This window comes from Pseudaeromonas sharmana (assembly GCF_042649925.1).
Classification (GTDB): Bacteria; Pseudomonadota; Gammaproteobacteria; order Enterobacterales; family Aeromonadaceae; genus Pseudaeromonas; species Pseudaeromonas sharmana.
Genome location: NZ_JBHSAF010000002.1, coordinates 195,792 through 219,305, shown reverse-complemented (window position 1 = coordinate 219,305; position 23,514 = coordinate 195,792). Strand labels below are relative to the sequence as shown.

Annotated in this window: 20 protein-coding genes; 5 read left to right on the top strand and 15 right to left on the bottom strand. The window is 58.6% G+C overall.

Annotation, left to right across the window (positions count from 1 at the left end; genetic code table 11):
* Positions 1-25 precede the first annotated feature (25 nt).
* Genes ACFOSS_RS04495 through lptF form a run of 3 tightly spaced genes read right to left on the bottom strand, consistent with a single transcriptional unit; the run spans position 26 to position 2,708 of the window.
* Positions 26-535: a GNAT family N-acetyltransferase gene (locus tag ACFOSS_RS04495; protein ID WP_377150874.1), complete on the bottom strand. Its 510-nt coding sequence runs from the start codon at positions 533-535 to the stop codon at positions 26-28.
* Entirely contained in the window at positions 532-1,602 is a 1,071-nt protein-coding gene (gene lptG / locus ACFOSS_RS04490) for an LPS export ABC transporter permease LptG (protein WP_377150873.1), read from the bottom strand. Before lptG ends, ACFOSS_RS04495 begins: the two co-directional genes overlap by 4 nt.
* Entirely contained in the window at positions 1,602-2,708 is a 1,107-nt protein-coding gene (gene lptF / locus ACFOSS_RS04485) for an LPS export ABC transporter permease LptF (protein ID WP_377150872.1), read from the bottom strand. Before lptF ends, lptG begins: the two co-directional genes overlap by 1 nt.
* Before the next feature lie 177 nt (positions 2,709-2,885).
* On the opposite strand from lptF, the gene pepA reads away from it, so the two are divergent.
* The 4 genes from pepA (at position 2,886) to ACFOSS_RS04465 (ending at position 8,490) form a co-directional block, all read left to right on the top strand.
* On the top strand, positions 2,886-4,388 hold the full coding sequence (gene pepA, locus ACFOSS_RS04480) for a leucyl aminopeptidase (RefSeq protein WP_377150871.1): 1,503 nt from the start codon (positions 2,886-2,888) through the stop codon (positions 4,386-4,388).
* Between the two features lie 28 nt (positions 4,389-4,416).
* Positions 4,417-4,866 (top strand): DNA polymerase III subunit chi, encoded by a 450-nt coding sequence (locus ACFOSS_RS04475; RefSeq protein ID WP_377150870.1) that lies wholly within the window; start codon positions 4,417-4,419, stop codon positions 4,864-4,866.
* Positions 4,867-4,868: 2 nt separating this feature from the next.
* Positions 4,869-7,727: a valine--tRNA ligase gene (locus tag ACFOSS_RS04470; protein ID WP_377150869.1), complete on the top strand. Its 2,859-nt coding sequence runs from the start codon at positions 4,869-4,871 to the stop codon at positions 7,725-7,727.
* A 112-nt stretch (positions 7,728-7,839) separates the two neighbouring features.
* A complete protein-coding gene (locus ACFOSS_RS04465) occupies positions 7,840-8,490 on the top strand; it encodes an HAD family hydrolase (RefSeq protein ID WP_377150868.1) in 651 nt (216 codons plus the stop codon).
* A gap of 138 nt (positions 8,491-8,628) precedes the next feature.
* Here the strand turns inward: ACFOSS_RS04465 and ACFOSS_RS04460 are convergent, their stop codons facing one another.
* From ACFOSS_RS04460 to murJ, 6 genes are all read right to left on the bottom strand, one after another.
* On the bottom strand, positions 8,629-9,426 hold the full coding sequence (locus tag ACFOSS_RS04460; RefSeq protein WP_377150867.1) for a BPSS1780 family membrane protein: 798 nt from the start codon (positions 9,424-9,426) through the stop codon (positions 8,629-8,631).
* 102 nt (positions 9,427-9,528) lie between these two features.
* The gene (gene ispH / locus ACFOSS_RS04455; RefSeq protein WP_377150866.1) at positions 9,529-10,464 is read right to left on the bottom strand and encodes a 4-hydroxy-3-methylbut-2-enyl diphosphate reductase; all 936 of its coding nucleotides are present in this window, start codon (positions 10,462-10,464) and stop codon (positions 9,529-9,531) included.
* Between the two features lie 2 nt (positions 10,465-10,466).
* Positions 10,467-10,979, bottom strand: coding sequence for a signal peptidase II (gene lspA / locus ACFOSS_RS04450; RefSeq protein WP_377150865.1), 513 nt, complete (start codon positions 10,977-10,979; stop codon positions 10,467-10,469).
* Positions 10,979-13,807 carry an isoleucine--tRNA ligase gene (ileS, locus tag ACFOSS_RS04445; protein WP_377150864.1) on the bottom strand — a complete coding sequence of 943 codons (2,829 nt, stop codon included), beginning with the start codon at positions 13,805-13,807 and terminating at the stop codon, positions 10,979-10,981. Before ileS ends, lspA begins: the two co-directional genes overlap by 1 nt.
* Entirely contained in the window at positions 13,807-14,769 is a 963-nt protein-coding gene (gene ribF, locus ACFOSS_RS04440) for a bifunctional riboflavin kinase/FAD synthetase (RefSeq protein ID WP_377150863.1), read from the bottom strand. Before ribF ends, ileS begins: the two co-directional genes overlap by 1 nt.
* 62 nt (positions 14,770-14,831) lie before the next feature.
* Positions 14,832-16,397 carry a murein biosynthesis integral membrane protein MurJ gene (gene murJ / locus ACFOSS_RS04435; RefSeq protein ID WP_377150862.1) on the bottom strand — a complete coding sequence of 522 codons (1,566 nt, stop codon included), beginning with the start codon at positions 16,395-16,397 and terminating at the stop codon, positions 14,832-14,834.
* A 189-nt stretch (positions 16,398-16,586) separates the two neighbouring features.
* Between murJ and rpsT the strand changes: the two genes are divergently transcribed.
* Positions 16,587-16,847 (top strand): 30S ribosomal protein S20, encoded by a 261-nt coding sequence (gene rpsT / locus ACFOSS_RS04430; RefSeq protein ID WP_377150861.1) that lies wholly within the window; start codon positions 16,587-16,589, stop codon positions 16,845-16,847.
* Between the two features lie 63 nt (positions 16,848-16,910).
* On the opposite strand, the gene ACFOSS_RS04425 is transcribed toward rpsT, so the two are convergent.
* The 6 genes from ACFOSS_RS04425 to rppH all read right to left on the bottom strand — a co-directional run bounded on the left by ACFOSS_RS04425 (position 16,911) and on the right by rppH (position 23,323).
* A complete protein-coding gene (locus ACFOSS_RS04425; RefSeq protein WP_377150860.1) occupies positions 16,911-17,216 on the bottom strand; it encodes an ArsR/SmtB family transcription factor in 306 nt (101 codons plus the stop codon).
* Positions 17,217-17,261: 45 nt separating this feature from the next.
* On the bottom strand, positions 17,262-18,194 hold the full coding sequence (gene nhaR / locus ACFOSS_RS04420) for a transcriptional activator NhaR (protein WP_377150859.1): 933 nt from the start codon (positions 18,192-18,194) through the stop codon (positions 17,262-17,264).
* Positions 18,195-18,330: 136 nt separating this feature from the next.
* Positions 18,331-19,503: a Na+/H+ antiporter NhaA gene (nhaA, locus tag ACFOSS_RS04415; RefSeq protein WP_377150857.1), complete on the bottom strand. Its 1,173-nt coding sequence runs from the start codon at positions 19,501-19,503 to the stop codon at positions 18,331-18,333.
* A gap of 158 nt (positions 19,504-19,661) precedes the next feature.
* A complete protein-coding gene (gene thyA / locus ACFOSS_RS04410; protein WP_377150856.1) occupies positions 19,662-20,456 on the bottom strand; it encodes a thymidylate synthase in 795 nt (264 codons plus the stop codon).
* A gap of 77 nt (positions 20,457-20,533) precedes the next feature.
* Positions 20,534-22,792 carry a phosphoenolpyruvate--protein phosphotransferase gene (gene ptsP / locus ACFOSS_RS04405; RefSeq protein WP_377150855.1) on the bottom strand — a complete coding sequence of 753 codons (2,259 nt, stop codon included), beginning with the start codon at positions 22,790-22,792 and terminating at the stop codon, positions 20,534-20,536.
* 12 nt (positions 22,793-22,804) lie between these two features.
* Positions 22,805-23,323, bottom strand: a complete 519-nt coding sequence (gene rppH, locus ACFOSS_RS04400; protein WP_377150854.1) for an RNA pyrophosphohydrolase — start codon at positions 23,321-23,323, stop codon at positions 22,805-22,807.
* Positions 23,324-23,514 lie beyond the last annotated feature (191 nt).

Genomic DNA, 23,514 nt, shown 5'->3' with positions numbered 1-23,514 from the left:
TCGTCCCAGGCCCCGGGTAGAGAGGCTATCCGCTAATCAGCGGCAAACGGGCGCTTAACATCGCCATGCGGGTGTCGCCCGTGTCAAGATCCACAAACCCCAAACGCTGATACAGGTTGACCGCCCGCGTGTTATCACGATAGACGCGCAGCGTTGCCTGCGTCACCGGGTGCTGCCGCTGAGCCTCCAGCACCAGCGCCCGAACCAGAGCCTCGCCGAGCCGTGCGCCACGTCGTTCTGGGTGCACGATCAGCCGGGCCAGATGCACGCGGCCCGCTTCAGGAAAAAACAGTTGCCCGAATGCCAGCTGGTGCCCCTCTTGGGTCAGCCACCAGCTGTTACCTGGAAGCGCCAGATGACCAGGCACCGCCAGCTGTGGCGCCACAAAATCCAGATGGCGAGCCAGGTGCGGCAATAGTGGAAATGCCATCGCCGGGCCGCCCCAGCGCACCGCGGCGGCCGCGTCAGGGATCCAGTCCACCAGCAACGGCAGACTGTCGGCAGCGGCGACCTCGAGTCGGTATGCCGAGCTCATCGCCGACGGCTCAGCTGCCAGATGGCAAAGGCCATAAACAGCAGGCTCGGCAGCAGCGCGCCCAGCAACGGCGGCACCGAATAGACCAGGCTCATGGGGCCGAATACCTGATTGGCAACATAGAAGCCAAAACCGAGGATCACCCCAGCGACAATGCGCGCCCCCATCGGCACCGAGCGCAACGGACCAAACACGGTACTGGCGGCCAGCAGCATCATGGCAATTACCGCAATCGGCGCCACCAGCTTCCGCCACAACTCCAGTTCGTAGCGTTCGGCTTTCTGACCGTTGTCATGCAGATAGCGGATATAATCATACAGACCACTGGCCGACAGCTCGTCCGGAGCAACCGACACCACATCCAGCTTGTCCGGCGTCAACGCCAGCGACCAGAACTCCTCATCTTTTTGCTCGGTGCGCACCTGCTCATGCTCATTGAAGAAGGTCCGTTGCACCTTGTTCATGACCCATTGCCCCCGGCGATACACCCCGGTAGCCGCCTGGGCTGTCTCCTCCAGCACCGGCTGGTCACCGAAGCGGTAGCGGGTAACATCGCGCAGCGTACCGTCACGCAGTACCGCACCGATGTGGATGAAATCTCGCTGTTCCCGCAGCCAGACCCCTTGTGAAGAGACTGTCATCTGGCCACCGGAGCGAGCCATGGTCTTCATGTCATCGGCCTGGCGCTCGGTAATCGGCGCCAGATACTCGCCCATCAACATCACCAGCACCATCACGGGTAACGCCGTCTTCAACACCGCGATGACGATATTGAAACGCGACCGTCCCACCGACTGCAGTACCACCAGCTCGGAACTGGAGGCCAGTTGTCCCAGTCCGATGACACCGCCAAGCAAGGCACCGATCGGAAAAAACAGCACCAGCTCGCGCGGCATGGATAACAATACGTACCAGCCCGCTGCAATAGCGTCGTAGTTGCCTTCCCCCACCTGCTTGAGCTGCTCGACGTATTTAATCAACGCCGACAGCCCGACCAGCAGCAGGGTGCACAACAGGATGGCCATCAGCACGCTGCGGCCAACATAACGATCGAGAATGCCGAACATCAGGCCTTGCCCCCCTTGATGCGCAGACGCAGACGATTGGCCCAGTGCGTTCCGTTCAGGTTCAACGGCAGGGCAATCAGCAGCAGGAATAGCAGTGGCACCAGATGCACTCCCGGCCACACAGGCAGACTGCCTCGTTCCAGCGCCGATTTGGCCGCAGATAGCAACAGGAAATAGCTCAGATAGAGCAGGACGGCCGGCAACAGCTTGGCATAGCGCCCCTGTCGCGGATTGACCATCGCCATCGGTACCACAATCAGCGTCAACACCGGAATCGACAACGGTAACGCCAGCCGCCATTGCCATTCAGCTCGCGCCTTGGGATCGTCACTGCCGAGCAATTCGCTGTTGTCCCAGGCCGTGACCTTGCGCCGCGAGGACACCACTTCGCGCCCTGAAATCCGCGCCTGGTAGCGCTTGAACTCAGAAATCTTGAACTCGCCCTTGGCATTCGGCCCCTCGTAGCGGCGCCCGTCACTGAGGGTCAGCCACTGCTCTCCCGACTCATCATGGCCAATGTGGCCGGCATCGGAAATCACCACGCTCGGCCCTTCGTTACCCTTCCCTTGCTGCAGCACATAGAGACGGCTGAGCTGTTTGCTCTCCTTGCCCTCGAGCCCCTCGATGTACGCGACCACCTTGCCATCATCCAGATTGATGAAACGACCGCTATCGAGAGCGAACAGGCCAGGATCAGCCTTGGCCTCATCCAGCAACTCGGCCTGTTGCCGCTCCGCCCACGGCGTCAACCAGAAGGTATTACCCGCCGCAATCAGCATGGTCAACAGCGCCAACCCCAGAGAGGAGCGCATGATCCAGCCCGGGCCGATGCCGACCGCCCGCATCACCGTCATCTCGCTCTCGGCATACAGACGACCATGGGCAAACAGAATGGCGATGAACAGACTCAACGGCAGGATCAGCATGGCCATGCTCGGCACATTCAGCGCCAGCAACTCGCTGACCAGCTGCGTAGGGACGGAACCGCGCGCGGCCCGGGAGAGGAAGCGGATAAAGCTCTGGCTGAGAAAGATCATCAGCAATATTCCGAGCACCGCCACCTGGGTTTTCATTGTCTCGCGGAAGATATAACGGGAAAGAATCACGCCGGCCTCTGGGAAAACTTGTAATTTCGAGCAAATCGCTAAAAAATAGACCCCAAAATTGCATTTTGACATATTTTGCCAAGGCAAGCGGGTCGTTTTTTGGCCAAGTGGCCATTACCGTTTCGCCCCATTATCGAATAATCCTCGCACTTTGTCTTTATGGACCAAGGAGTCTTCATGGAGTTCAGCGTAAAAAGCGGCAGCCCCGAAAAACAGCGCAGTGCCTGTATCGTGGTCGGCGTCTTTGAACCTCGCCGCCTCTCCAGCGTAGCCGAGCAGCTCGACCGCATCAGTGATGGTTACCTGAGCTCGCTGCTGCGCCGTGGCGATCTGGAAGGCAAGCCTGGCCAGATGCTGCTGTTGCATCAGGTACCCGGCGTGCTCTCCGAGCGCGTATTACTGGTTGGTTGTGGTAAGGAGCGTGAACTCGACGAGCGCCAGTTCCGCCAGATCATGCAAAAGACCATCAGTACGCTGAACGAAACCGGCTCCATGGAAGCCGTCTGCTTCCTGACCGAATTGCACGTTAAGGGGCGCGACACCTACTGGAAGGTGCGTCAGGCCGTTGAGACCACCCAGGCAGGCCTGTATAGCTTCGATCAATTCAAGACCAACAAGGCCGAGCTACGTCGCCCGCTGCGCAAGCTGGTGTTCAATGTGCCAACCCGTCGCGAGCTGCCGACCGGTGAACGCGCCATCGCCCACGGCCTGGCCGTGGCTCACGGCGTCAAGGTGTGCCGCGATGTGGCCAACATGCCGCCGAACATCTGCACGCCGGCTTATCTGGCGTCCCAGGCGCGCCGTCTGGCGGATGCCTACCCGAACCTGAGCACCCGTGTCATCGGCGAACAGCAGATGGCCGAGCTCGGCATGCACTCTTACCTGGCCGTCGCCCGCGGTTCCGAAAACGAAGCCATGATGTCGGTCATTGAGTACAAGGGGCATCCGGATGCCAAACCGATCGTACTGATCGGCAAGGGGCTGACGTTCGACTCCGGCGGTTTGTCGATCAAGCCGGCCGATGGCATGGACGAGATGAAATATGACATGGGCGGTGCCGCCTCCGTGCTCGGTACCCTGCACGCCATTGCCGAACTGAAGCTGCCGCTGAACGTCATCGGCGTACTGGCCGGGGCCGAAAACATGCCCGATGGCAAGGCCTATCGTCCGGGTGACATCCTGACCTCGATGTCCGGTCAGACCATCGAAGTGTTGAACACCGATGCCGAAGGACGCCTGGTGCTGTGCGATGCGCTGACCTATGTCGAACGTTTCGATCCCGATTGTGTCATCGATGTCGCCACCCTGACCGGGGCCTGTGTCGTGGCGCTCGGCCACCATACCACGGGGCTGCTGGCCAATCACAACCCGCTGGCGCACGAACTGCTGGGCGCAGCCGAGCTCTCCGGGGACAAGACCTGGCGCCTGCCGCTGTGGGATGAGTATCAGGAACAGCTCGACAGCCCGTTTGCCGATATGGCCAACATCGGTGGCCGTCCCGGCGGTGCCATCACCGCTGCCGCCTTCCTGTCACGCTTCGCCAAAAAGTACAACTGGGCACACCTGGATATCGCCGGTACCGCCTGGAAGTCCGGCAAGGACAAAGGCTCGACCGGTCGCCCGGTGCCACTGCTGACCCAGTTCCTGCTGAGCCGGGCGGGCGTCGACCTCGGCGAATAAGGAGCGGCGGGTGACCGCCAGATAACGGATGAAACAGGCGACCTTTTATCTGCTGGATGACGATGCGAGCTGGCTCGAGCTGGTCTGCCGCCTGGTCACCGAACGCTATCAGCGTGGCGAGACGCTGTTCGTGCTGGCCGCCGATGTCAGTACGGCCGAGCAGCTCGACGAGCAGTTATGGCAGCAGGATGCCGCCAGTTTCGTCCCCCATGGCCTCTCGGATGAACCGACAGTCGGCATGGCGCCGGTCGAGATCGGTGTCCAGGGGCCGCGCCGCAGTCGCCAGCTGCTGATCAACCTGGCGCCACATGCACCGGCATTTGCCGGACGCTTCGCCGAAGTGATAGATTTTGTCCCCACTGACGAAACCCGCAAACAGCTGGCCCGCGAGCGCTACAAGCACTATCGCGCCGCCGGCTTCACGCTGCAGACCCTGCCCGCCCCGGCGGCGCAGCCGTCGTCCAACGAGACTGACTGAACATGGAAAAGACCTTTAACCCGAATGCCATCGAACAGGCGTTGTACCAGCACTGGGAAGCCCAGGGCTATTTCAAGCCCCACGGCGATACCACTCAGGACGCCTATTGCATCATGCTGCCGCCACCGAACGTGACCGGCAGCCTGCACATGGGCCATGCCTTCCAGCAGACCATCATGGATGCCCTGACCCGTTATCAGCGCATGCTCGGCAAGAATACGCTGTGGCAGGCCGGTACCGACCACGCCGGTATCGCCACCCAGATGGTGGTGGAGCGCAAGATTGCCGCCGAAGAGGGCAAGAGCCGCCATGACTATGGCCGCGATGCCTTCATCGACAAGATTTGGCAGTGGAAGGAAGAGTCCGGCGGCACCATCACCCGTCAGATGCGCCGTCTCGGCACCTCGGTGGACTGGGATCGCGAGCGTTTCACGATGGATCCGGGCCTCTCCGCCGCGGTGCAAGAGGTGTTCGTCCGCCTGTATGACGAAGATCTGCTTTACCGCGGCAAGCGTCTGGTGAACTGGGATCCGAAGTTGCGCACCGCCATCTCCGACCTCGAGGTCGAGAACAAGGAGGTGAAGAGCCACATGTGGTATCTGCGCTATCCGCTGGCCGACGGTGAGCAGACCCGCGATGGTGAGCACTTCCTCGTCGTCGCCACCACGCGTCCGGAAACCATGCTCGGCGACACCGCCGTCGCGGTCAATCCTGAAGATCCACGCTACAAGAATCTGATTGGCAAGTTCATCGCCCTGCCGCTGACCGGCCGTCGCATCCCGATCGTCGGTGATGAGCATGCCGACATGGAAAAGGGTACCGGCTGCGTGAAGATCACGCCGGCCCACGACTTCAATGACCATGAAGTCGGCAAGCGCCACGCATTGCCGATGATCAACATCTTCACCCTCGACGCCCATGTTCGCGCCGAGGCCGAGGTGCTGGACTCCAGCGGCCACCCGAGCCAGGCCTATGACGCCGCCCTGCCGGCGGAGTTTGCCGGCCTTGAGCGTTACGCCGCGCGCAAGGCCATCGTTGCCAAGCTCGACGAACTGGGACTGCTGGCCGAGATCAAGGAGCACGTGCTGCAACAGCCGTACGGCGACCGTGGCGGTGTGCCGATCGAGCCGATGCTGACCGACCAGTGGTATGTACGCGCCGGCGTGCTGGCCAAACCGGCCATCGAGGCCGTCGAGGATGGCCGCATCCAGTTTGTGCCGAAGCAGTACGAGAACATGTACTTCTCGTGGATGCGCGACATCCAGGATTGGTGTGTCTCGCGTCAGCTGTGGTGGGGCCACCGCATTCCGGCCTGGTACGACGAAAGCGGCAAGGTCTACGTCGGCCGTGATGAAGCCGAGGTGCGTGCCAAGTACGGCCTGAGCGCCGATCTGGCGCTGCGTCAGGACGACGACGTGCTCGACACCTGGTTCAGCTCGGCACTGTGGACCTTCTCGACACTGGGCTGGCCGGAACAGACCCCGGATCTGAGCACCTTCCACCCGACCGATGTGCTGGTCACCGGCTTCGACATCATCTTCTTCTGGGTCGCCCGGATGATCATGATGACGATGCACTTCATGAAGCACCCGGACGGCACGCCGCAAGTTCCGTTCAAGACCGTCTACGTTACCGGCCTGATCCGCGACGAAGAGGGTCAGAAGATGTCGAAATCCAAGGGCAACGTCCTGGATCCGCTGGATATGATCGATGGCATCAGCCTGAGCGATCTGCTGGAGAAGCGCACCGGCAACATGATGCAGCCGCAGCTGGCCGAGAAAATCGCCAAGCGCACCGAAAAGCAGTTCCCGGACGGCATCGAAGCCCACGGCACCGATGCGTTGCGCTTCACGCTGGCCGCGCTGGCCAGCACAGGCCGCGACATCAACTGGGACATGAAGCGCCTCGACGGTTACCGCAACTTCTGCAACAAGCTGTGGAACGCCAGCCGCTACGTGCTGATGAACACCCAGGAGCACGACTGCAGCCCGGCCGCCGCCGCTGACTACAGTCTGGCCGACCGCTGGATCCAGTCCCAGCTGCAGCTGACGATCCGCGACGTGCGTCAGGCGATGGACAGCTACCGCTTCGACCAGGTGGCCGCGGCGCTGTACGAGTTTATCTGGAACCAGTTCTGTGACTGGTATCTGGAGCTGACCAAGCCGGTACTGTGGAACGGCACCCCGGCCCAGCAACAGGCCACGCGCCACACCTTGGTGACGGTGCTGGAAACCCTGCTGCGTCTGGTCCACCCGCTGATGCCGTTCATCAGTGAGGAGATCTGGCAAAACGTCGCACCGCTGGCGGACGTCGGTTTCCAGTCCGGCGATACCCTGATGCTGCAAGCCTACCCGGCGTTCGATGCGGCGCGGGTCGACGAGGCCGTGCTGGCCGACCAGGAGTGGGTCAAGCAGTTCATCGTCAGCATCCGCAACATTCGTGCCGAGATGAACGTGGCACCGAGCGTGCCGCTGAGCGTGCTGCTGAAGGCCGATGCCGTCGATGCCGCCCGTGCTGCCGCCAACGCCGCGACCCTGAAGTCGCTGGCCAAGCTGGAGTCGATCACCGTGCTGGCCGACGGCGAAGCGGCACCGGTGGCCGTCACCAAGCTGATTGGTGCCACCGAGCTGCTGATCCCGATGGCGGGTCTCATCGACAAGGCCGCCGAGCTGGCGCGTCTGGACAAGGAGATCGCCAAGCTGACTCAGGAGTGCGGCCGCATCGAAGGTAAACTCGGCAACGACGCCTTTGTGGCCAAGGCACCGGAAGCGGTGATCGCCAAGGAGCGCGAGAAGCTCGGCGACTACCAGCTGCAACTGACCAAGCTCAAGGAGCAGCAGGAGACGATTCGGGCGCTGTAACGCCGCGTCTGCTTCGCCCCCGACCACCCCGGCCCAGTGCCGGGGTGTTTTTTTGGCATCGACCACGGCTCGGCCGGCAGGCAAAATAGCCGCAGACATCTGAGGAGTAGTCATGAACCGAGTGCAGGCGATTTTGTGGGACAACGACGGCGTGCTGGTGGACACCGAACGGCTGTTCTACGCGGCCAACCGCGAGCTGTTGGCCGACCTGGGGGTCGAGCTGACGCCGCAGGGCTTCTTCGACTGGTACCTGCTGGATAACTGTGGCGGCTGGCACCTGACCGGTTCGCCGAGCGCCGAGCAGATCGAACACTGGCGCAGCGAGCGCAACCGCCGCTACACGGCGCTGCTGCATGAGGCCCGCGATCTGATGATGCCCGGCATCGATCGGCTGGTGGCCCAGCTCGCCCGGCAGGTGCGCATGGCGATCGTCACCAGCGCCTATCGTGACCATTTCGACCTGATCCACCGCGATCTGCCGCTGCGTCACCATTTCGAGTTCATCCTGGCAGCCGAAGATTACCAGCACAGCAAACCGTCGCCGGAGCCCTATCTGTGCGCGCTGCAGCGCCTGGGGCTGGCGGCGGAACAGTGTCTGGTGATCGAGGATTCACCGCGCGGGCTCAGCGCCGCCCGCGCCGCCGGCCTGCGCTGTATCGTCTTGCGCCACCCGCTGATGGCCAGCCACGACTTCGCCGGTGCCGAGGCGGTGGTCGACTCGGTCGCCGAGCTCGAAGCCAGGCTGCAGGCGCTGTTAGCCTGAGTCGGTGCCGGTGCGCGGATTATTAAGTACCATTTAATAATAAACGTCGCATTCCCAATGTTTTAACAGAGAATCGTCGTCTATCTGCTGCAAAAAAGGCGCCGTCATGGCGCCTTGGTCATCAGCGGCCAGACAGGGTTAGGCACCATCGTGCAGGAAGATATCGCGGTAGGCCATATACAGCGAGTACTGCAACACCGGCAGGATCACCAGCAGCCCCACCAGTAGCATCAGGGTGCCCAGCAGCAACAGCAGCAGTGCAATCAGCCCCCACCAACTCAACGACCAGATATTAAGCCAGCACGCTCGCAGGCTGAGCTTCAAGGCCTCCCAGGCCGGAACCCGATGAAAGAACACCAACGGGGCCGCAAACAAAACCAGCATCACCAGAGGGATCAGCAACAGCATCATCACTGCACACCCGAGCAGGATGGCTAGCGCTACGGTCAGATCATCTAGCCCCTCAAGTCCCCCGGACGTAAAGGCACTGACCCCGATCATCAGGACACCACCTATCACGACCAGCAGAATCACCCCCAGCGTGAAGGCAAAATAGATCACCTCGGCCAGCACCAGCTGCCCCATCTGGTGACGGAAACCCTCGAAGAAGTCATTGAAACGGATCGAACCATAACGAAAGGCATTATGGGCCACCATCATGTAGCCGGCGCCAAACACCAGACTGAACAGCACGTACAGCAGATTGGCTCCGGGGATGAGATTTGAGGCAATCGATATCACCATGCTAAACAGACAGATACCGACACTGACCCCCATGCCGCGGTTAAACAAGCCAAAACCGTCATAGATCCAGTTCCAGCCACGGCCGATGCGCACCCGGCGCGGCGCTTGTAGTGGTAAGTCGATATAAGGCCCCAGATCAACGTCCGGCATCTCCGGGCTGGATTCGGGATCGTCCATGATGAAATCACTCATGCCATTACTCCTGAAGGCGAACCGCACAATGCGGAAAATACCGGCAGCATACAGATGCAAACAGGCCCCAACCAGTGGGGCCTGCGAATTTCATGAGATAGCTCAATCGAGCCTTAACTCCTGCGGTACTTCGAAGACGACTTCTTCTTCCTTGCCGCTGTATTCGTTGACCTCACCGCCGCCAATGTCGCGGATCCGGGCCACGACCTGCTGCACCAGCACTTCGGGGGCCGAGGCTCCGGCAGTAACGCCGACCGCATCGACACCGGTAAACCAGTCAGCTTCGATCTGCGCCGCATCGTCGACCAGATAGGCGCGGGTACCGAGTCGTTCGGCCAGCTCACGCAACCGATTGGAGTTCGACGAGTTGCGCGAGCCCACCACGACGAATACCTGCACCTGCGGCGCCAGCTCGCGCACCGCATCCTGCCGGTTCTGGGTGGCATAGCAGATGTCGTCCTTGCGGGGTCCCTGGATCGCCGGGAACTGACCTTGCAGGGCCGCGATCACCTCTTTGGTTTCATCGACACTCAGCGTGGTCTGAGTGACGAAGTGCAGCTGGCTGGCGTCCTTGACCTGCAACTGCTGGACATCAGCGGCGTCTTCGACCAGATACATGCCCGCGCCCCTGTTGTCATACTGACCCAGCGTCCCCTCGACTTCGGGGTGGCCGGCGTGACCGATCATGATCACTTCCTGGGCCTTGCGGCTGGCACGATGGACCTCCATGTGCACCTTGGTGACCAGAGGACAGGTGGCATCGAACACCCGCAGTCCGCGCTGCCTGGCCTCTTCACGCACCGCCTTGGAGACACCATGCGCCGAGAAGATGACGATTTGCTCGTCCGGCACTTCGGCGAGCTCCTCGACAAAGATCGCGCCTGCCGCACGCAGCCCATCGACCACATAGCGGTTATGCACCACCTCGTGACGCACATAGATGGGCGCGCCAAACTTGGTGAGGGCATTTTCCACTATGCTGATGGCTCGATCGACCCCGGCACAGAAGCCACGCGGATTGGCCAGCAGTATCTTCATGCTCAGGCTTCCTTCTCACCACTGACGGCGTGCGGCTTTTTGCGCAGGCCATCAAGCACTATCATCACGGCACCCACGGTAATCGCACAATCCGCCAGGTTGAAGGCCGGGAAGAAGTAGCTCTGCCAGTAAAACAGCAGAAAATCGACCACATGGCCGTAAACCAGCCGATCGATCAGATTGCCAATCGCCCCGCCGATCACCAGCACAAAGGCAATATTCAACCACCAGCAGCGGGCCGCCTGACGGCGCAGCGCGACCGTCATCGCCGCCGATACGCCGATGGCGAACAGCGCGAAGAACCAGCGCTGCCAACCGGCCTGATCGGCGAGGAAGCTAAACGCCGCCCCCTTGTTATAAACGTGCACTATGTTGAAAAACGGCAGCACATTGATGCCGGGCCCGCCATAGGGCAGGCCGTCAAGGATCGCCAGCTTGGCCAGCTGGTCGACCACAATCACCACCACCGCCAGCCACAGCCAGCGCACGCCGCTCTGCATCACTGTCAGTTTCATTATGCAAACTCGCGTTGTTCGCCATCACCCTCGACGTTGCTGACGCAACGGCCGCAGATGGTCTCGTGACCGGCGATGGTGCCGACATCGGCGACATGGTGCCAGCAGCGCTCGCATTTGGCCGCTTCCGTCGCGCTCACCGTCAGCCACAGACCATTGATGTCGGTGGCCTGAGCCCCGGCCGGTTGTGCCGCGCTCAGCTGCACGTCGGCCTTGGAGGTAATCAGCACGAAACGCAGCTCGCTGCCGATACGTTGCAGCTTCTCGGCCAGCTCCGGCACCGCATAGAGCGTGACTTCAGCTTGCAGTGAACTACCAATCCGTTTATCGGCACGGGCCGCTTCCAGCGCCTTGTTCACCTCGGCACGCACCGCCAGCAGTTGCGCCCAGTAGGCTTCATCCAGCGCTTCGCCGGCTTGCAGACCGAACAGGCCGTCGAACCACTCCTCGGTGAAGACGAACTTGGCACGCTCGCCCGGCAGCAGCTTCCAGATCTCATCGGCAGTGAAGCTCATGATCGGCGCCATCCAGCGCACCATCGCCTCGGCGATCAGGAACAGAGCGCTCTGGCAAGAACGACGCGCCAGGCTGTCGGCCTTGGCGGTGTATTGCCGATCCTTGATGATGTCCAGATAGAAGGAGCCCATCTCGATCGAGCAGAACTGCATCAGCTTTTGCGTCACCAGGTGGAAATCACAGGCCTCGTAGGCCTCGATGATCTCCTGCTGCGCCTTCAGTGCGCAGCCGACCGCCCAGCGATCCAGCACCACCATCTGCTGCGCCGGCACCATATGCTGCGCCGGGTCAAAGCCATTGAGGTTGGCCAGCAGGAAGCGGGCGGTATTGCGGATCCGGCGATAGGCATCGGCGGAGCGCTTGAGGATCTCGTCGGAGACCGTCATCTCACCGCTGTAATCGGTTGAAGCAACCCACAGACGCAGAATGTCGGCACCCAGCTTGTTCATCACATCCTGCGGGCTGACGACGTTGCCCAGCGATTTGGACATCTTGCGACCCTGACCATCGACCGTGAAGCCGTGGGTCAGCACCTGGTTATACGGCGCCTGGTGCTTCATCGCCACGCCGATCATCAGCGAGGACATGAACCAGCCACGGTGCTGGTCTGAACCTTCGAGGTACATGTCGGCGCCCTGGCCATTGAACTCCGGACGCACATCCACGACCGAGGCATGGGTGGAACCGGAGTCAAACCAGACGTCCAGTGTGTCCTTGACCTTGTCATAGTGCGCCGCTTCGTCGCCCAACAGCTCAGTGGCATCCAGATCCCACCAGGCCTGGATCCCGGACTGCTCAACGCGCTTGGCCACCTCTTCCATCAGTTCGACGGAACGCGGATGCAGTTGTTGGGTTTCCTTATGCACGAACAGTGCGATCGGTACACCCCAGGTGCGCTGACGGGAGATACACCAGTCCGGACGGTTCTCAACCATGGCTTCAATGCGGTTCTGGCCCCAGCTCGGGATCCACTTCACGCGCTTGATCTCGGACAGCGCCTTCTGGCGCAGGCCAGCCTGTTCCATGCTGATGAACCACTGGGGCGTGGCACGGAAGATGATTGGAGTCTTGTGACGCCAGCAATGCGGATAAGAGTGGCGCAACGCCTGATGGTGCAGCAGAGAGCCGGTCTCTTTTAGCACCTCGATCACGGCATCGTTGGCTTTGAACACGTGCTGGCCGGCAAAACGTTCGGTATCCGGCAGATAGACACCATTGCCTCCGACCGGGTTCGCCACCTCAAGACCATATTTCTGGCCGACCGCAAAGTCTTCCTGACCATGGCCGGGTGCGGTATGAACCGCCCCGGTACCCGCATCCAGCGTCACGTGGTCACCGAGAATTGCCGGCACGTCAAAATCATAGAAGGGGTGACGGAAACGCAGCAGCTCCAGCGCCGCCCCCTTGCAGTAACCCAGGTTGTGATAGCGTTCGATACCGGCACGATCCATCACATCCTTGACCAGCGCCTCGGCGAGGATCAGCCGCTCCGGCTGCTCGCCTTCGATCTGCACCAGCGCATAATCCAGCTCGGCATGCAGTGCAACCGCACGGTTGGCCGGCAATGTCCACGGTGTAGTGGTCCAGATGACAACCGACAAGGGCCCCTGGCCGACATGGCCATCGGCACAATCAAATGCCGCCGCCACCTGTTCGGCATTCACGGCACGGAAACGCACATCGATAGAGGGCGACGTCTTGTCGTAATACTCGACTTCGGCCTCTGCCAGTGCCGACCCACAATCGGTACACCAGTGCACCGGCTTGGAGCCCTTGTGCAGATGGCCATTGGCGATGATCTTGCCCAGCGAACGGATGATGTTGGCTTCGGTATCGAAGTTCATGGTCAAGTAAGGCTTGTCCCAATCACCCAGCACCCCCAGACGCACGAAATCGGTCTTCTGGGCGGCGATCTGGGTATGGGCATACTTGCGGCACTCGGCGCGGAACTCGGCGGCGGAGACCTTCTCCCCCGGCTTGCCGACCAGCCCTTCGACCTTCAGCTCGATAGGCAGACCATGGCAATCCCAGCCCGGAACATACGGCGAATCAAAACCGGACAGCCCCTTGGACTTGATGATGATGTCCTTGAGGATCTTGTTGACCGCGTGGCCAATGTGAATGTTGCCATTCGCATACGGCGGTCCGTCGTGCAGGACGAAGGACTTTTTGCCCTTCTTTGCCTGACGAATGACCCCGTAAAGATCCTGCTCATACCACGCCTTCAGCATATCCGGCTCACGTTTGGCCAGATCGCCACGCATCGGAAACTCGGTTTCCGGCAGATTAAGGGTATGTTTGTAATCGCTCATCAGTCCTGGGTTCCATTACACGAATCAATAGGGTTTACCGCGAGGCCAAAAAATCGGCGTGCTGCACAGGCATCCTGATGGATTTGTGCCTGCAGTGCGGCAAAGGAATCAAATTTTTGCTCATCTCTGAGCTTGTGGCACAAACGCACGCGGATGTGCTTGCCATACAGATCTCCGGTAAAGTCGAAGATGTGTACTTCCAACTGGGGACGCCGACCGTTGACAGTCGGCCGGGTGCCGATATTGGCTACGCCATGGCGGATATGGCCGGAACATAACACTTCTACGGCATACACGCCACTGACCGGCGCCACAAGGCGCTTGAGATGGACATTGGCCGTCGGGAAGCCGATGGTGCGCCCGAGCTTGTCGCCGTGCGCCACACGCCCGCTGACGGTATAGGGCTCGCCGAGCAAGGCTTCGACTTCAGCCAGGCGGTTGTCACGCAATGCTTCGCGCAGCCGGGTGCTGCTGACGCGCTCCTCACCCACTTGATAGCTGCGGGTACTCACCACCTCGAAGCCGTAACGCGCCCCGGCGGCCTGCAGCAAGGCAAAGTCACCACGCCGCCCTTTGCCGAAGCAGAAGTCATCACCCACGACCAAATAGCGCACGCCTAGACGGCGAACCAATATATCCTCTATGAAGAGATCGGCATCCAGATTGGCGAACGCATGGCCAAAGCGGATGCACAACAGACGATCCAGCCCCATGTCACGCAACGCCAGAAACTTGTCGCGCAGCCGGGTCAGACGGGCAGGAGCCGCATCGCCGCCGAAAAGCTCCAGGGGCTGCGGCTCGAACAACATCACGCAGGCAGGTAGCCCCAACGCACTAGCCTTGTGCTGCAACCGCTGCAGCACGGCGCGATGGCCAAGGTGAATACCATCGAAGTTGCCTATCGTCAGCACGCATCCATGGTGCTCGGGACGCAGATTATGGATGCCGCGGATCAACTGCATGAGAATCGGAAGTCCTTGCTGCCGGAGAAATCGCCGGATTATATAACGAAGCCAGCTGACATTCAGCTCTCGCTCACCGTTTTCAGTTGTCCTGGGCGCACGCCCAGCAACAGTGCCGTCACCAGATAGACGCCGCCGCCAAGCAGAATCAGCTTGCCCAACTCCAGACCTGCACGCCACAACGGCCACTGCACCCAGACATCCAGCGCAGGGCTTAGCCAGGCCAGCAATCCATACATCACCAACGCCGCGGCCAATAACCGCAAGGCAAACCACAAGGTTTCGCGGCCGGGACGGTAGATGTGGCGCCGATAAAGCCCCTGGAACAGCGCGATCGCATTCACGGTGCCAGACAACGCGGTCGACAGTGCCAGCCCAACATAGCCCAGCGGCCAAATCAGTATCAGATTGAAGCCCATGTTGGCCACCATGGAGTGAATGCCGTAACGCACCGGCGTCTTGGTGTCCTGCCTGGCATGGAACCCCGGAGCCAGCACCCGCGCCAGCATCAGTGACAAGAGTCCAGAGGTTGAGGCGAGCAGGCTGGCACTCGACATCATCACCTCATGGGGGCCAAACTCGCCGCGCATAAACAGAACGCGCAAAATGGGTTCACGCAACACCATAATCCCGGCCATCGCCGGCAGTCCGAGCAACAGCACCATGCGCACACCCCAATCCATCGTCTGCGAGAAGCGCTCTGGCTCCTGATCGACGTGTCCCTTCGCCAAAGCAGGTAAAATCACTGTGCTGATGGCAACCGCAAACATGCCGAGCGGGAATTCCAGCAGTCGGTCGGAATAGTAGAGATAGCTGATGGCCCCAGTGGCCAGAAACGAAGCCAGCATGGTGTTGATCATCAGGTTCAATTGACTGACGGATACACCAAACAGCGCAGGGATCATCAGGGTACGGATTTTGACCACACCGGGATGATGCCAACCCCATTTCGGCGCCACCAGCATGCCCAACTTCCACATGTAGGGCAGTTGATACAACAATTGCACCAGACCGCCGACGAAAATCCCCATCGCCAACCCCACCGCCGGTTGGTCCATGAGCGGAGCCACCCACCAGGCCACAATAATCAGCACTATGTTGAGAAAGGTTGGCGTAAAGGAGGAAACGCCAAAGTAACCAAAGGTGTTGAGAACTGCACCGGACATGGCCGTAAAGGTTACAAACCACAGATAGGGAAAGGTGATTTTCAATAACAGTGATGCCAGTTCAAACTTGCCGGCATCCGGACCACCCTGCCACCAGTCCATGAACCAGCCCCAGCCAAACAGGGCGGACAACACCGTAGAGCCCAGCACCCCCAATACCGTGACTACGGAGATGATGACCCCCAGCGTCCCCATCGTCACTGCCAGCAGTTCGCGGACAGCCTGATGTTCACCCTTGGCCTTGTATTCGGTCATCACAGGGACAAACGCCTGGTTGAAGGCGCCATCGGCAAACAGGCGTCGCAGGTAGTTCGGGATGCGGTTGGCGAAGAAAAAGACGTCCGAGGCCACGCCGGCCCCGAGCAGATGTGCGATGACAATATCGCGAACCAGGCCCAGAATACGCGAGACCAGGGTCGCAGCCGAGACCAGGATCCCGGACCGAATCAGCTTCTTGCTCACTACAACTCCTTAAAAACGGTGACAGCGCGATGAAAGCTGCTAAAATCGGCCGACAGTTTAACTAGCTGCAGCCCGGTGTGCTACTGGAGTGCGGTGGTTATTTGCACAAATCATTTGACTTTCTCGGGTTGAGAAGGCATATTTCTGGGCCTTTTCAGCACACGCTAAGACCGTTTTAGGAGTTTTACCTTGGCTAACATCAAATCTGCTAAGAAGCGCGCGATTCAGGCAGAAAAGGCTCGTAAGCACAACGCCAGCCGCCGTTCCATGACCCGTACCTACGTTAAAAAGGTAGTTGCGGCCATTGCCGCTGGTGATAAGGCTGCTGCCCAAGCCGCTTTCGACGCCGCTCAGCCTATTCTGGACCGCATGGCCACCAAGGGCCTGATCCACAAGAACAAGGCTGCTCGTCACAAGGCCCGTCTGGCTGCCCAAATCAAGGCACTGTAATCAGACGACGTCTAACGACGAAAAAAGAAACCGGCATACGCCGGTTTTTTTTTGTCTGCAATATTATCTGGGATCATTTGGGCAGTAGAGCCCATGCAATACGCCAATAACGGCGCGCACCTCATCGCTCTTCAGCACATAGAAGACCGTTTGGGCCTCCTTGCGGGTTGCTACCAGACCATCCCGACGTAACACAGCCAAATGCTGTGACAGTGCAGACTGACTCAACGGCAGGCGTTCATTTAACTCACCCACCGAGAGCTCGCCTTCCTGTAAATGACACAGAATGAGCAGACGATGCTCGTTCGCTAACGCCTTAAGCAGGGAGACAGCTTTGCCTGCCTGCGTCTGCATCTCTTCTATTTCCATCGCTCACTTATCATGGTGCTGGGGACTCTTGCTTCATGATAACAGTTAGCACTTCGGAACGTCAGCGCCTATGCTGGCAATATCTTCACTTCCGGAAAACAGGGCGGAAAAGTCACTGTCACAAATCATCTTAACCGCGGGATGCTGAATCATCCGCTCGGCAAAGATGATGTAGTACTCCTCACGCAACTCATTAGTCTCACCGACCAGCTCGACACCCTCTTCTTCCAGGATTTCATGCTGATAGATAGATGGCGCCACAAAGATTCCCTGATTGAAGAAACCAAATGCCTTCATCAAGGCGGCATCGTCGAATTCACCCAGGATCTGCGGCGACAGTCCTTTTTCTTCAAACCAGCGAGTCAACTGCCGCCCCATGGCCGTGCGCCGGCCAGGAATCAGCAGCTTGCGCTCATTCAGACACATTGGAAACCCACTACTGGGCAACGGCGCCTTGCAAAAGAACGAGGTACCACACTCGCCAAGCTTTTTCGACAGCAGGCCCGCATGCTGGGCAGAGTCGACCGGACAATCCGATAGAATCATATCCAGTTTGTGTTCGCTCAGTTGCTCCAGCAACAACTCGTGGGTGGATTCGAAACAGCGCAAATGGATAGAGCCGTCAGTTGGAATGGCCGACAGGAGCACTCGGCTGGCTAAGCGTTTAGACAGCGCATCCGCGACACCGACATCAAACAGCATCTGGTTCTCTTTGCGATAGTTGACGATGTCCAGCATCTCATACGAGAGGGAAAACATCCGATCGGCATACTGGTAAACCAGTTGCCCCAGCTCGCTGGCCTCGAGGCGACGCCCTTTGCGCTTGAAGAGTTTGCCACCAAGCCGTTGTTCTAACAGGCGAATCTGCCCGGTAACGGTCTGCGGAGTCAAAAACAGCGCATCTGCAGCAGCAGTAACAGACCCCTTCTTTTGGGTCATCCAGAAGTAATAAAGGTGGTTATAGTTGAGATGTGACATGGCTGGTTCTCGCTTGTTGCCTGAAAATACAGCCTGACAGGCACATCGCCGCCAGGCCGTATTCTTCGGAATTACCGGCTATTTAGCCACCAGTTGACTGAACCTTGCGTAAACCAGTCATCAATAGTTGCCGATATCAGCGCGTTGGCTGACGCTTCAACGTCAGGAACAGCACGATATAACCGGTCACTGCCGCCAGTATGGAGCCGGAGAGTATCCCCAAGCGGGACAGGGTCATCAGTTCGGCCGCCCCATCGCCAAACGCCAGGCCGGATATAAACATCGACATCGTAAAGCCGATCCCGCAGAGCACACTGACCGCCAGAATGTGACCAAAGTGTATGCCATCCGGTAGGCGTACAATGCCGAGTTTCAGCGCCAACCAACTGATCAGCGAGATCCCGATCGGCTTGCCGATGAACAGGCCCAGCATGATGCCCAACGGCACCTGTGACACCAGCATATCCGGAGTAATACCACTGAGTGAAACGCCGGCATTGGCAAACGCAAACAGCGGCAATATCAGATAAGCACTCCAGGGATGCAGCTTGTGCTCCAGATGTTGTAGCGGTGACTCATAGCGCTGCCCCCGATTGGGTATCATGAAACCGAGGATGACGCCGGCCAGCGTGGCATGTACCCCGGACTTGAGCACAGCCACCCACAGTATGATGCCCAGCAGAACGTAGGGTGTCAGGCGATCTACCCCCTTTCGATTCAGCCAGAACAGACCGACGAGCGCCAGTGACGCAATCGCGAGCGATGCCAGACTCAGCTCCGAGGTATAGAACAAGGCGATGATCACGATCACGCCGAGATCATCCATGATGGCCAGCGCCAGCAGGAAGACCTTCAGACTCAGCGGTACCCGGTTGCCCAGCAACGCCATGACCCCTAATGCAAATGCAATATCGGTCGCCGCGGGAATTGCCCAGCCAGCCTGAGTTAGCGGATCACCGAAATTAAACAGCAAGTACATCAATGCAGGGGCCAGCATACCGCCCAACGCAGCAATCGCGGGGAATAACGCCTGTTCCCGGGATGAGAGCGCACCTTCCAGCATCTCGCGTTTGACTTCCAGACCGATCAACAGGAAGAAAATCGCCATCAGACCGTCGTTAATCCACAGCAACAACGGTTTGTGCAAGTCCAGAGCGGCTATACGGATCTGCACATCGGTCTCGAGAAACTGATGGTAGAGATGACTCAACGGTGAGTTGGCAAAGACCATCGCCAAAGCCGCCGCCAGAATCAACAGAATGCCACTGGCTGACTCCAGGGCCAGAAACTTCTTAAACAAGTATTTCATGTCGACCTGATCACAAATTTGATGAGAGCCGTTAGTGTACGCAAGCCATTGCCGAAAAATAAATCACTTATTTAGCGAAAATAACTCGGTTTTTCCGAAATCAAACCAACAAAACAGCGCTTTATAGTGGAAAAAAAAGCTGCCGAGGCAGCTTTTTTTCAAATGGCGACCGGAGCCTTGATCCCAGGGTGCGGATCATAGCCCTCGATCTCAAAATCATCGAACCGATAGTCAAAAATGGTCTCTGGCCGGCGTTTGATCACCAGTTGAGGCAGGGCTCTGGGCTCACGCGAGAGCTGCAGACGCGCCTGTTCCAGATGGTTGGAGTAAAGATGGACATCGCCGCCGGTCCATACAAAATCCCCCACCTCGAGATCGCACTGTTGCGCCATCATGTGGGTCAGCAGCGCATAGCTGGCAATATTGAATGGCAACCCCAGGAAGACATCACAACTGCGTTGATACAACTGGCATGACAATTTACCGTCGGCCACATAGAACTGGAAGAAAGCATGGCATGGGGCCAAGGCCATCTGGTCCAGATCGGCAACGTTCCAAGCAGAAACGATGATCCGCCGCGAGTCGGGATTGTTTTTCAAATCATCGACGACGCGCTGGATCTGATCGATATGCCCGCCATCGGCCTTGGGCCAGGAACGCCACTGGTGGCCATACACGGGGCCGAGGTTGCCCTCCGCATCCGCCCATTCATCCCAAATTGAAACGCCATTTTCTTTCAGATAAGCGATGTTGGTCTGGCCCTGCAGAAACCAAAGCAGTTCGTGAATGATCGACTTAAGATGGCATTTTTTGGTTGTGACCAGAGGAAAACCCTGCTGCAAATCGAAACGCATCTGATGACCAAATAACGATAGCGTGCCGGTACCGGTGCGATCGCTCTTCGGTGTCCCCTCTTCCAGGATCTTGGTCATCAGATTCAAATAGTTCTGCATCAGCCTCTCTCCAGACAAACAGCGCACAGCGCGACAGGCCACTCTCCGGCCAGGAGCCGCATTCTAGCCCAAAAGCCTCAGTGCGGTAACATATTCGCCAGGCCTTGTCGTACCAAATAACCGGCAAACAGTTCCTTCATGGCCGCTGAATCACTCTGCTGCAAGCCCATCTCCAGTAATGGAGGCAGATCCTCGACCCGGATACGACGGACAACATACTTGATGCGGGCAATGTTGTTCAGGTTCATGCTGAAGTTGCGGTAGCCCATTGCCATCAAAATCAGTACCCCCAGCGGATCCCCCGCCAGCTCACCACAGATAGAAACACTCTTGCCATGCTGCTCTGCGCTCTGCACGACCTGTTGCAGCACGCGGATCACGGCCGGATGGAACGGATCATAAAGACCTGCGACCCGACTGTTGTTACGATCGACAGCCAGCAGGTATTGCGTTAGGTCATTGCTGCCGACAGACCAAAAATCCACATACGGAGACATCTCTGGCAGGATGTACAGGATGGATGGGACCTCGATCATGGCTCCTAACATCGGATAACGCACACTGCTACCACGTCGTCCCAGTTCCTCGGACACCTCAAGCCAGGCCTGGTCAAGCAGACGCCGAGCCGCCTGCACCTCGGCCAGCGAACTGATCATCGGTAACATGATGGCCAGGTTATCCAGGCCTTCACTCGCTCTTAGCATCGCCTTGAGCTGGGCCAGAAACAGTTCGGGGTGATCCAGCGTCAGGCGGATGCCGCGCCAGCCAAGGAAGGGGTTGTCCTCAACAATCGGGAAATATGGCAATGGTTTATCGCCGCCAATATCCAGCGTCCGCATACAGACCGGACGGCCGCTAAAATTGTTCAAAACATCTCGATAGCGACTCGCCTGCTCTTGCTCGGATGGAAAACTGTCATGCAGCATGAAGGGGATTTCTGTGCGATATAAACCGATGCCATCGGCCATATCTCGCATCGCACTCTCGGACTCCAGATTCAGACCCGCATTCAACAGCACCGAGATCCGAACACCATCCAGCGTCTCTGAGGGCAGGTGACTTTCGGCACCGATGAGGTTATTCATCTCCCGCGCCTGATGAATGATCTGCTGATATTCATCGAGGACTGATTGTGGCGGTTCAACCAGCAATTCGCCGCGATTGCCGTCGACAACCATCAAGCGTTGCTCCAGTCCGCCAAGCGGCAACTCCATCCCCATGACGGCCGGGATACCCATGGCTCGTGCCAGAATCGCGGCGTGGGAGTTGACAGCCCCCCGCAACGAAATCATCGCAGCCAGGCGTTCACGAGGCACTTCCGCCAGCAGCGAGGCAGTCACTTCCTCGGCAATCAGCACCACGGGTTCATCAAAGTCGAAGACATCGATCTGGCTATGGACCAACCGGCTGAGTAGGCGCTGCGCGACATCACGAACATCGACGGCCCGTTCACGCAGGTAGTTATCGCTCATGCCACTAAACTGCTGAATGAATCGCTCACTGACCAGACGGACGGCCGCGGCCGCACTCCAGCCCTCACGGCGAATTTCCAGCTCAATCTGTTGCTGGTAGGCGGGGTCTGCCAGCAAATGCTGGTAAATCTCAAAGATGGCCATCGAGTCGTTGCTGACAGACTCGCGGAAGCGCAAAGCCATCGCATCCAGATCTAGCTGGACTTGCAGTACCGCCTGTTGCAATAACTCTAACTGCAACTCAGGATCATCGCTGTATTTGAGGGCGACCTGCTCCAACTCCATCTTGGGCCGCCAGACCCAGGCCCTGGCAATCGCCACTCCAGATGAGGCCGCCACCCCTTTGAGGCTTCGACGCCAATGTTGATCGGCATGCAGCATGCCCTTCATTTCTGCGTGCAGAATCCGTGCCGCCAGCTGCGCAGCCAGCGTCACCAGAAATGATTCGTCACCTTCGTCGAATTGGCGCGCATCCACCTGCTGGACGACCAACACACCCAGCACCTGACGCTGTTGCATAATGGGCACGCCAAGGAACGAGTTAAACTCGTCCTCGGCAACCTCGGGTACATATTTGAAATTGGGATGCTGTGGCGCGTCTGCGAGATTAATCAGCTCTTCACGACGCCCCACCAGACCTACCAGCCCCTCGTCGTACGGCAACACCACCTTGCCGACAGCCTCTTGCGCCAGGCCATCGGTGGCTACCAGACGAAAACGCCGCCGTTGGGGTTCGGCCAGATAGACAGAACAACAATCTACCTGCATCGCCGAGCGTGTCTGCCTTACCAGTACCGTCATCGCCTCCAGCAGGGAAGGCGCCTGGGTGACACTCTCAACAATTTGCCGCAACGTGGTCAGCACGGGATTAGTCTCCTAACGACTCCTTTGGTGGCGTCGACCTTCCTTGCGAGGCTGAAAAGGCATGGCAATAGAAGAGAATTCCTTCATTACCCGCCGGTAGACCTCCCGTTTGAACGACACAACCTGGCGCACCGGATACCAATAACTGACCCAGCGCCAATCATCAAACTCGGGCTGTCCATGACAGCCGAACTGTATTGCAGATTCTTTGCTCTCATCCAAACGGAGCAGGAACCATTTCTGCTTCTGCCCGATACACACGGGCGAACTGTCCCAACGGATAAGACGTTTTGGCAAACGGTACTTCAGCCAGTTGCGGCTGGTCGCCAAAATCGTTACGTCTTCAGGACGCAGCCCAATCTCTTCGTACAACTCCCGGAACATGGCCTGTTCCGGTGTTTCACCATCATCAACTCCGCCTTGCGGAAATTGCCATGAATGCTGTCCGAAGCGACGAGCCCACAAAACCTGTCCATTGCGATTGCAGATTACGATACCTACATTGGGACGAAATCCGTCACCATCAATCACGCAATCACCTGTGATATCAATCTTTATCCTGCAACGATTTTTTCATATTCCTCTCATTGCAGCAAACCACGTCACCAACCCTTTTACTGGATAACTTGACATTTAACATTCAGTTATAAACAAACCTGACCAACAATGTGGTTGCTTTGCTCACTGATTCTGTGGATAGATCCTTTGATAAGTCTGTATAG

Excerpts from the sequence above, each read along its gene's own strand:
- ACFOSS_RS04495 (WP_377150874.1), bottom strand. The coding sequence starts at position 535 with ATGAGCTCGGCATACCGACTCGAGGTCGCCGCTGCCGACAGTCTGCCG.
- lptG (WP_377150873.1), bottom strand. The coding sequence starts at position 1,602 with ATGTTCGGCATTCTCGATCGTTATGTTGGCCGCAGCGTGCTGATGGCC.
- pepA (WP_377150871.1), top strand. The coding sequence starts at position 2,886 with ATGGAGTTCAGCGTAAAAAGCGGCAGCCCCGAAAAACAGCGCAGTGCC.
- ACFOSS_RS04475 (WP_377150870.1), top strand. The coding sequence starts at position 4,417 with ATGAAACAGGCGACCTTTTATCTGCTGGATGACGATGCGAGCTGGCTC.
- ACFOSS_RS04470 (WP_377150869.1), top strand. The coding sequence starts at position 4,869 with ATGGAAAAGACCTTTAACCCGAATGCCATCGAACAGGCGTTGTACCAG.
- ACFOSS_RS04465 (WP_377150868.1), top strand. The coding sequence starts at position 7,840 with ATGAACCGAGTGCAGGCGATTTTGTGGGACAACGACGGCGTGCTGGTG.
- ACFOSS_RS04460 (WP_377150867.1), bottom strand. The coding sequence starts at position 9,426 with ATGAGTGATTTCATCATGGACGATCCCGAATCCAGCCCGGAGATGCCG.
- ispH (WP_377150866.1), bottom strand. The coding sequence starts at position 10,464 with ATGAAGATACTGCTGGCCAATCCGCGTGGCTTCTGTGCCGGGGTCGAT.
- lspA (WP_377150865.1), bottom strand. The coding sequence starts at position 10,979 with ATGAAACTGACAGTGATGCAGAGCGGCGTGCGCTGGCTGTGGCTGGCG.
- ileS (WP_377150864.1), bottom strand. The coding sequence starts at position 13,807 with ATGAGCGATTACAAACATACCCTTAATCTGCCGGAAACCGAGTTTCCG.
- ribF (WP_377150863.1), bottom strand. The coding sequence starts at position 14,769 with ATGCAGTTGATCCGCGGCATCCATAATCTGCGTCCCGAGCACCATGGA.
- ACFOSS_RS04425 (WP_377150860.1), bottom strand. The coding sequence starts at position 17,216 with ATGGAAATAGAAGAGATGCAGACGCAGGCAGGCAAAGCTGTCTCCCTG.
- nhaR (WP_377150859.1), bottom strand. The coding sequence starts at position 18,194 with ATGTCACATCTCAACTATAACCACCTTTATTACTTCTGGATGACCCAA.
- nhaA (WP_377150857.1), bottom strand. The coding sequence starts at position 19,503 with ATGAAATACTTGTTTAAGAAGTTTCTGGCCCTGGAGTCAGCCAGTGGC.
- thyA (WP_377150856.1), bottom strand. The coding sequence starts at position 20,456 with ATGCAGAACTATTTGAATCTGATGACCAAGATCCTGGAAGAGGGGACA.